The 7,999-nt window shown below is 67.7% G+C and carries 6 protein-coding genes; 1 reads left to right on the top strand and 5 read right to left on the bottom strand.

All coding sequences use genetic code 11. From position 1 onward, the window contains the following. Nucleotides 1–90: 90 nt before the first annotated feature. Both LOC60_RS14285 and hflX read right to left on the bottom strand, forming a co-directional pair. Nucleotides 91–2,136: an ATP-dependent DNA helicase gene (locus LOC60_RS14285; protein WP_230026264.1), complete on the bottom strand. Its 2,046-nt coding sequence runs from the start codon at nt 2,134–2,136 to the stop codon at nt 91–93. Beyond that, a complete protein-coding gene (gene hflX, locus LOC60_RS14280; RefSeq protein ID WP_230026262.1) occupies nt 2,129–3,700 on the bottom strand; it encodes a GTPase HflX in 1,572 nt (523 codons plus the stop codon). Before hflX ends, LOC60_RS14285 begins: the two co-directional genes overlap by 8 nt. Before the next feature lie 170 nt (nt 3,701–3,870). Between hflX and LOC60_RS14275 the strand changes: the two genes are divergently transcribed. Further along, nucleotides 3,871–4,482 carry a class I SAM-dependent methyltransferase gene (locus LOC60_RS14275; RefSeq protein ID WP_230026260.1) on the top strand — a complete coding sequence of 204 codons (612 nt, stop codon included), beginning with the start codon at nt 3,871–3,873 and terminating at the stop codon, nt 4,480–4,482. Here the strand turns inward: LOC60_RS14275 and dapF are convergent. Genes dapF through miaB form a run of 3 tightly spaced genes read right to left on the bottom strand, consistent with a single transcriptional unit; the run spans nt 4,479 to nt 7,953 of the window. Continuing rightward, nucleotides 4,479–5,438 carry a diaminopimelate epimerase gene (gene dapF, locus LOC60_RS14270; RefSeq protein ID WP_230026258.1) on the bottom strand — a complete coding sequence of 320 codons (960 nt, stop codon included), beginning with the start codon at nt 5,436–5,438 and terminating at the stop codon, nt 4,479–4,481. The genes LOC60_RS14275 and dapF overlap by 4 nt on opposite strands. Further along, nucleotides 5,435–6,391 (bottom strand): tRNA (adenosine(37)-N6)-dimethylallyltransferase MiaA, encoded by a 957-nt coding sequence (gene miaA, locus LOC60_RS14265; protein ID WP_230026256.1) that lies wholly within the window; start codon nt 6,389–6,391, stop codon nt 5,435–5,437. Before miaA ends, dapF begins: the two co-directional genes overlap by 4 nt. A 41-nt stretch (nt 6,392–6,432) precedes the next feature. Further along, nucleotides 6,433–7,953 (bottom strand): tRNA (N6-isopentenyl adenosine(37)-C2)-methylthiotransferase MiaB, encoded by a 1,521-nt coding sequence (gene miaB / locus LOC60_RS14260; RefSeq protein ID WP_331460831.1) that lies wholly within the window; start codon nt 7,951–7,953, stop codon nt 6,433–6,435. Between the last annotated feature and the right edge of the window lie 46 nt (nt 7,954–7,999).

Below are 7,999 nucleotides of genomic sequence, written 5' to 3'. Positions count from 1 at the left end.
AACACCCCATCAGCTTTATACCCGGCGCCGCCCCCGCCTTTATCGGCGGGCGGCGCCGCTTTTTGGGTTTTCGCGATACCGGGGCGGGCGTTACTTCTGCGCACCTGCCGGTTCTGCAGCGAGGCGTTTCAATGCCTGCAGCACCACGGAGCGGTCTGTGGTTGACCAGAACGGCGGAAGCGCGGCCCGCAGGAAGCTGCCGTACCGGGCAGTGGCCAGCCGCGAATCCAGCACGGCGACCACTCCCTTGTCCCCCGAGGCGCGGATCAGTCGTCCTGCTCCCTGGGCCAGGCGGACGGCTGCGTGGGTGGCCGAAACACTCATAAAGCCGTTGCCGCCTGCCTTGGCAACCGCCCGTGTGCGGGCGGTCATCAGGGGATCGTCCGGGCGCGGGAACGGAATCCGGTCGATGACCACCAACCGGCAGGATGCGCCGGGCACGTCCACACCCTGCCAGAGGGACATGGTGCCGAACAGGCAGGTCTCGTCGTCGTCGGCGAACTGCTTAACCAGCGCGGACATGGTGGACTCCCCCTGGCAAAGGATCGGAAAATCCACCCGGGTGCGCAGGGCATCCGCAGCCTCTTCGGCTGCACGGCGGGACGAGAACAGCCCGAGCGCGCCGCCGCCGGAGGCCTTGATCAGCGCTTCCAGTTCGTCCAGCTGCTCCGGGGAGGTGCCCCGGCCCGGTTTTGGCAGGTCCTTGGCCACGTACAGGACACCCTGCCGGGGATAGTCGAAGGGACTCCCGACGTCGGTTCCGGTCCATTTCGGCGCGCCGGCACCGACCAGCCCCAGCGCTCCGGCGACCGGACCGAACTCCGCTCCGATGGCGAGGGTGGCCGAGGTCAGCACCACCGTGTGACCGTCAAAGAGGCCTTCGCGAAGCCGTCCGGCAACTGACAGGGGCGCAATATTGATGGTGGGAGGCGCGTCTTCCTCGGGGGCGGTGTAACCGGTCCCCGGTGCAAAGGTGCTGGGCCGGGATGCCCACAGCACTTCCCCTGAATTCACTGCATCAAGAATCCGTTCGCACAGTTCCAGGACAGCCATGAGCCGGGAGCGTGCCATTTGGCGTCCCCCGTCGACGGCATCGGAGCCTTCGGGTTTGGAATCGGACAAAGCCGTCCGGCAGGCTTCACGCACGGCCCCGAGGACCAGCTCCTGGTCTTCGGACAGCCCCGCCGCCAGCAGCCCCGAGGGCACCGGAGCGAAGACCGAGTCGAAGGCACGGCCGGCAGCGGCCAGGGGCTCCATGGTGGCGGAGGTGTGCTTGCGTGCGGCGGAGACTGCCGCGGAAATCACGGTTCCGGAGAGCTGTCCGGTGACCGCGCCGGTGACGCGGTCCTGCAGCTCGTGGGCCTCGTCAATCACCACTACGTCGTAGTCCGGCAGGACCGCGAGTCCCTCGAAGGCGCTGATGGCAAGCATCGCGTGATTGGTGATCACCAGATCGGCGACGGCTGCCTTGGCCCGTGCCTGTTCGCTGAAACAGGCCTCGGCCACGGGGCACTTCTGCGCCCCCAGGCACTCCATCGACGTGACGGACACCTGCCGCCAGGCACGGTCGCTGACTCCGGGAAGCAGCTCGTCCCGGTCACCGGTTTCCGTTTCCTGCGCCCACTCCTGCAGGCGGACGACGTCGCGTCCCAGGGCCGACGTCGGCCCCCCGGCGGGTGCGGGATGGGAAACCGCCTGCTCGTCGCCCAGCATAAACAGCGTTCCGGCTTCGTCCTCCTCGGGGAATCCGCCGCCGGTCTTGTGGACGCAGACGTAGTTGCTGCGGCCCTTGAGCAGCGCAACATCGACCTCGCGGGGCAGCTTCGGCTCGAGGGTCTTCAGCAGCCGCGGGAGGTCCCGCCCGACAATCTGTGACTGCAGGGCAAGGGTGGCGGTGGACACCAGCGCAGGCTTGCTGCTCTCCAGGGCGTGGGCGATCAGCGGGACCAGGTAGGCGAGCGACTTGCCCGTGCCGGTTCCGGCCTGGACCAGCAGGTGGTCGCCCGTCTCGATGGCTTCGGCCACCTGCCGGGCCATCTCGTGCTGGCCGGGCCGGTTCTGCCCGCCCATGGCCGCTACCGCAGTGTCGAGCAGTTCCAGGACCTGGTCCGGTCCCTGCGGTGCCTTCCTACCCATTGGTCACGAACTGCTCCAGCTCCGCTGCCAGCCCCTCGCGCACCTTCACATGCAGCCGGGTGCCGGCCTCGCCGTGTTCCAGGGAAAGGATTTCGGCATCCTCCTGGTGCAGGCGGGAGACGACGTCGCCGCGCTCATAGGGCACCAGCAGTTCCAGGTCCACGCCGGGGCGCGGGATACCCTCGGAAATCGCCTGCAGCAGCTCGGGGATACCCTCGCCGGTGCGGGCCGAAACAACCACGTGCCGGGACTCGCGCTGGCGCAGGCGCTCCAGTACGAACGGATCCGCGGCGTCGGCCTTGTTCAGCACGATGATCTCCGGCACCTTGCGGGCGTCGACCTCGGCCAGGACGGTCCGGACGGCCGCGATCTGGCCCTCGGGGTCCGGATGCGAGGCATCAACCACGTGCAGGATCAGATCCGCGTCGGCCACTTCCTCGAGGGTGGAGCGGAAAGCTTCCACCAGCTGCGTGGGCAGTGACCGGACGAAGCCCACGGTGTCCGCCAGCGTGTACCCGATTCCGTCTTCGGTCTGGGCTTTGCGGATGGTGGGATCCAGGGTGGCGAACAGGGCGTTCTCCACGAGCACCCCGGCATCGGTGAGCCGGTTCAGCAGCGAGGACTTGCCGGCGTTGGTGTAACCGGCAATGGCAACCGAAGGCACCGAGTTGCGGTGGCGGTTCGCCCGCTTGGTTTCCCGGGCCGGCTTCATGCCCGCAATTTCGCGGCGCAGCTTGGCCATCCGCGTGCGGATCTTCCGCCGGTCCAGTTCAATCTTGGTTTCACCCGGGCCGCGCGAACCCATGCCGGCGCTGGCGCTGCCGACCTGGCCGCCGGCCTGGCGGGACATGGACTCACCCCAGCCGCGCAGGCGCGGGAGCAAGTATTCCAGCTGGGCCAGTTCCACCTGGGCCTTGCCCTCGCGGGACTTGGCGTGCTGGGCAAAGATGTCCAGGATCAACGCGGTCCGGTCGATGACCTTGACCTTGACGATGTCTTCCAGCCCGCGGCGCTGGGACGGGGCCAGTTCACTGTCGACGATGACCGTGTCGGCACCGGTGGCCGTCACGATGTCCTTGAGTTCCTGGGCCTTGCCGGACCCGAGGAAGGTGCCGGGATCCGGCTTCAGCCGGCGCTGGATGATTCCGTCGAGGACTTCCGATCCTGCGGTTTCCGCCAGTGCGGCAAGTTCCTTCAATGAATTCTCTGCATCGGCTGCGGTGCCTTCGCTCCACAGACCGGCGAGGACAACCCGCTCCAGCCGCAGCTGGCGGTATTCGACCTCGGTGACGTCCTCGAGTTCGGTCGAGAGGCCCGCGACGCGCCGCAGTGCGCGCCGTTCTTCCAGGTCCTGCTGCTCGCCGTCGTGGGCGGAGTGCTCGGTAGCGCTGTCAGACAGTGCCAGGGCACGCCCGCGCGTGGAATCGCCGGCGGCGGCTGACTTGGTTTCAACCGCGCTGTCCTTGGCGAGGATCCTGTCGATGACCCCTTGGATGTCCGAAGGGCTGAGTTCCGGTGCGGAACTGTTCGCAGAATCCGCGGCGCGGGAGTTGTGGATGGTCATAATCTCCTTATTGGGACTTGCTTCTATGGTAGGCCAGTCAACTGACAAAATTTTGGGGGGAAAACAACCTTCTCCGCAATAGATGCCTCCCTGGCCCGCCGTCTCTTACAACCCCCGTGCGCACGCATAAATTCCATCCCGAGCGCCCGCAGCGACTAATCTTGACTGTTATGGGTTCTGACCACTACTTCTCCTCCACTCCGTCCGGACCCGAGGTCCGCAAGCCGCTGCGCGTAATCCTCAACGGGGCCGAACGGACGCTTCAGACCGCGGGGGGAATCTTCAGCCCCGACGGGATCGACAAGGGCACGGCAATCCTGCTGGACGAGGTCCCCGCTCCCCCGGAAACCGGCAATCTCCTGGACATCGGCTGCGGCTGGGGTCCTATCGCGCTGACCCTGGCATTGAAATCCCCCGCAGCGCAGGTCTATGCCGTCGATGTCAATGAACGCAGCCTCGGCCTGACCCGCGACAACGCTGCGGCGCTGGGCTGCGGCAACGTCACTGCGGCCCTGCCGGAAGACGTGGACCCGTCCGTGCGGTTCGACACCATCTGGTCCAACCCGCCCATCCGGATAGGCAAGGAAGAGCTGCATGCCCTGCTGCTGCTCTGGCTTCCCCGGCTGGCTCCGGGAGGCACCGCCTGGCTGGTGGTGCAGAAGAACCTGGGGGCGGACACGCTGCAGCGCTGGCTGGCCGAAACCCTGCCGTCCGGCTTCGCCGTCTCGCGCCACAGCACGGCGAAGTCCTTCCGGGTTTTGAAAGTGGAGCGCAGCTCCTAGAGCAGGGTTCCGCGGGCCACCAGCACGGCCGGTCCGCTGAGCTCGACGTGTTCGCGGCCGTCGGCTCCGGTCAGGAAACGGACGCCGACGACGCCGCCCGGGACAGTCACTGCCCAGTCATCCGGCGCTTCGGCTCCGGCCCAGAACCGGGTAGCCACGGCGGCGGCGCAGGCACCGGTGCCGCAGGACAGGGTTTCGCCCACACCGCGCTCGTGCACGCGCATGGTCACCAGCCCCACGCCGTCCTCCACGAGCGGCTCGGCCGGGACCACGAACTCCACGTTGGTTCCGTTTTCCGGTTCGGGCTGCACGGACGGGGCCGCGGCCAGGTTGGTGGCGGCGAGTTCGTCCAGCTCGGCAAGGGCCACCACCGTGTGCGGGTTGCCCATGCTGACCGACAGTCCGGGACGCGGCACCTCCAGGCCGTCCGCATTAACCACGGTGTCCATGGATTTGGCAGCAGCGTGGTCGGGGTAAATGAACTCCCAGGGGCCCATATCCACCGCATAGCCGCCGGCCGTACGGGTCACGGTCCTGAGGCCGGCACGGGTGCCGATCACCAGGCTTCCGCCCTCCGCCAGCTCCACCAGGCGCTCTTCCAGCAGGAAGTGCACAAAGACCCGCACCCCGTTGCCGCACATCTCGGAAATGCTGCCGTCCGAATTCCAGTAATCCATGAACCACTGGGCCTCCGGAGCGGTCTGCAGCAGGGCACGTCCTTCGGGAAGATGCTCGGAGCGGACGGCCCGGATGAACCCGTCGCCTCCCACTCCTCGGTGCCGGTCGCAGGCAGCAGCTATGTCACCGGCGGCAAGATTCAGTACGCCCCCGGGATCTGCCACCAGCACAAAATCGTTGCCTGTGCCGTGCCCCTTCGCGAAGGGCAGCCCGGCCAGGGAAGCGGGCAGGCCGGAGGCGGACAGGGACGCAGCGGAGGAAGCAGAAGTGTTGGTCACCTATCAAGGATACTGGCCGGGCGCCCCGGGCAGACGGCAGCCACCGCCTTGGCCAGCAGATCAGGATCGTTGTGCTCCACCCAGGTGATCCGCGGATCTGCACGGAACCAGGTCAGCTGGCGGCGTGCAAACTGGCGGGTAGCCACCACCGTCGCATCGGTTGCTTCCGCCACGGTCGCCTTGCCGTCCAGGACGGCCAGGAACTGGGCGTACCCAAGGGCACGGGACGCCGTCCGGCCTGTCCGCAGTCCGGCCGGCTCCAACCGCCGGACTTCCTCAAGCAGGCCTTGTTCCACCATGGCATCCACCCGGCGGGCCAGACGGTCATGGAGCACCGGCCGCTCCACGCCCAGGCCGATCTGCACGGCGGGCGAGACGTACTCGCGCACCGGCATAAAGGAACTGAACGGACGCCCGGTCAACTCGATGACTTCCAGCGCCCGCACCACGCGGCGGGCGTCTGAGATCCGCTCTGCGGAGACGGGATCAGCGTCCCGCAGCCGGGCCTGCAGGGCAGGCAGGCCCCGGGTTTCCAGCTCCGCTTCGATTCCGGCCCGGACAGCGGGATCGGTGCCCGGAAACTCCAGGACATCCAGGGCCGCCCGGACGTACAGGCCGGAGCCGCCGACGAGGACGGGGAACCTGCCCCGCCCCCGGATCTCCTCGACCAGTTTCCGTGCAGCGGTCTGGAAGGCGGAGACGCTGGCCTCGTCGGTCACGTCCAGGATGTCCAGGAGGTGGTGCGGCACCCCGCGGCGCTCGGCATCCGGAATTTTCGCGGTGCCGATGTCCATGCCGCGGTAGAACTGCATGGAGTCCGCATTGATCACTTCCCCGCCGAGTTCCAGGGCCAGGGCAACACCCAGATCGGACTTTCCGGACCCGGTGGGACCGACGACGGCGATCACGGGGAGGTCAGCGGCGGACGGTGCTTCAGTGCTGATGGAGGGCATTAAACGGTTTCCAGGGACGGTTTCGATTGGCTTCACCGCGGTCAGGAACGCGGCGGCAGTGCAGGCATGCCGAGGGACACGCCGGTGCGGGTACCTGCGGGACCGGCGGGCACGCCGCAGGATTCGGCCTGCGCACGGTCCCAGGCATCACCGGCGCGGGAGCGGCGCAGGGAGTAGTCCGCCTGCCCGGCGGGGTCCGAGATCAGGTGGAAGGCGGCGGCAGCGGTGACCGGCACGGTGACGAGGTCGCCCGGGCGCGGTACCGGCGCGCCGTCGGGCACCGAGAAGTGCACCAGCCGCTGGTCGCGGGAACGTCCGGAGAGACGGCCGGTCTCCCCGGATTTGCGGCCCGACGCCGCGGTGACCATCACCTCGACGGTGGTGCCGACCTGCCTGGCGTTTTCCTCGGCGGCGATCCGGTCCTGCAGGGCCGTGAGGCGTTCGTAGCGTTCCTGCACCACGGCCTTGGGGAGCTGGTCCACCAGTTCCGCCGCCGGGGTGCCGGGCCGCTTGGAGTACTGGAATGTGAAGGCGGTGGCGAACCGTGCCTGCTCGACGACGTCGAGGGTGGCGGCGAAGTCCTCCTCCGTCTCCCCCGGGAAGCCCACGATGATGTCCGTGGAGATGGAGGCGTGCGGCATCCGCTCGCGGACCCGGTCCAGGATGCCGAGGAACTTCTTGGACCGGTAGGAGCGGCGCATGTCCTTGAGGACCTTGTCCGAGCCGGACTGCAGCGGCATGTGCAGCTGCGGCATCACGTTCGGCGTTTCGGCCATGGCCTCGATGACGTCATCGGTGAAGGCGGCGGGGTGCGGGCTGGTGAACCGCACCCGCTCCAGGCCCTCGATGTCGCCGCAGGCACGCAGCAGCTTCGCGAACGCCCCGCGGTCGCCGAATTCCACCCCGTAGGAGTTCACGTTCTGGCCCAGCAGCGTTACCTCGATGGCGCCGTCGTCCACCAGTGCGCGGATTTCCGCGAGGATCTCCCCCGGCCGCCGGTCGCGTTCCTTACCGCGCAGCGAGGGGACGATGCAGAAGGTACAGGTGTTGTTGCAGCCCACGGAGATCGAGACCCAGCCCGAATACACTGAATCGCGCTTGGTGGGCAGGGTCGAGGGAAAAACGTCCAGCGACTCCAGGATTTCCAGTTCAGCCTTGGCATTGTGCCGGGCCCGCTCCAGCAGCGCCGGCAGGGAGCCGATGTTGTGGGTGCCGAACACTGCGTCGACCCACGGCGCCTTGCGCAGGATGGTGTCGCGGTCCTTCTGGGCCAGGCAGCCGCCGACGGCGATCTGCATTCCCGGCCGCTTTTCCTTCACCGGTGCCAGCTGGCCCAGGTTCCCGTACAGCTTGTTGTCCGCGTTCTCCCGCACCGCGCAGGTATTGAAGACAACGATGTCCGCCAGTTCGCCGTCGGAGGGCACGTAACCGGCACCCTCCAGCAGACCGGAAATGCGCTCGGAATCGTGCACGTTCATCTGGCAGCCGAAGGTGCGCACCTCGTAGGTGCGGGGCTGGGCGGCCAGCACTTCGGGGGCAGGAGAGGGAACAGTCAAACTCACCCTCCTAGGGTACGTCCATTGGCAGTGCCGTCCGGGATGCCCCGCG

This window comes from Arthrobacter sp. zg-Y769 (genome assembly GCF_020907405.1).
Classification (GTDB): domain Bacteria; phylum Actinomycetota; class Actinomycetes; order Actinomycetales; family Micrococcaceae; genus Arthrobacter_B.
The sequence above is the reverse complement of the archived record's forward strand: the minus strand, read 5'-3'. Positions and strand labels throughout refer to the sequence as shown.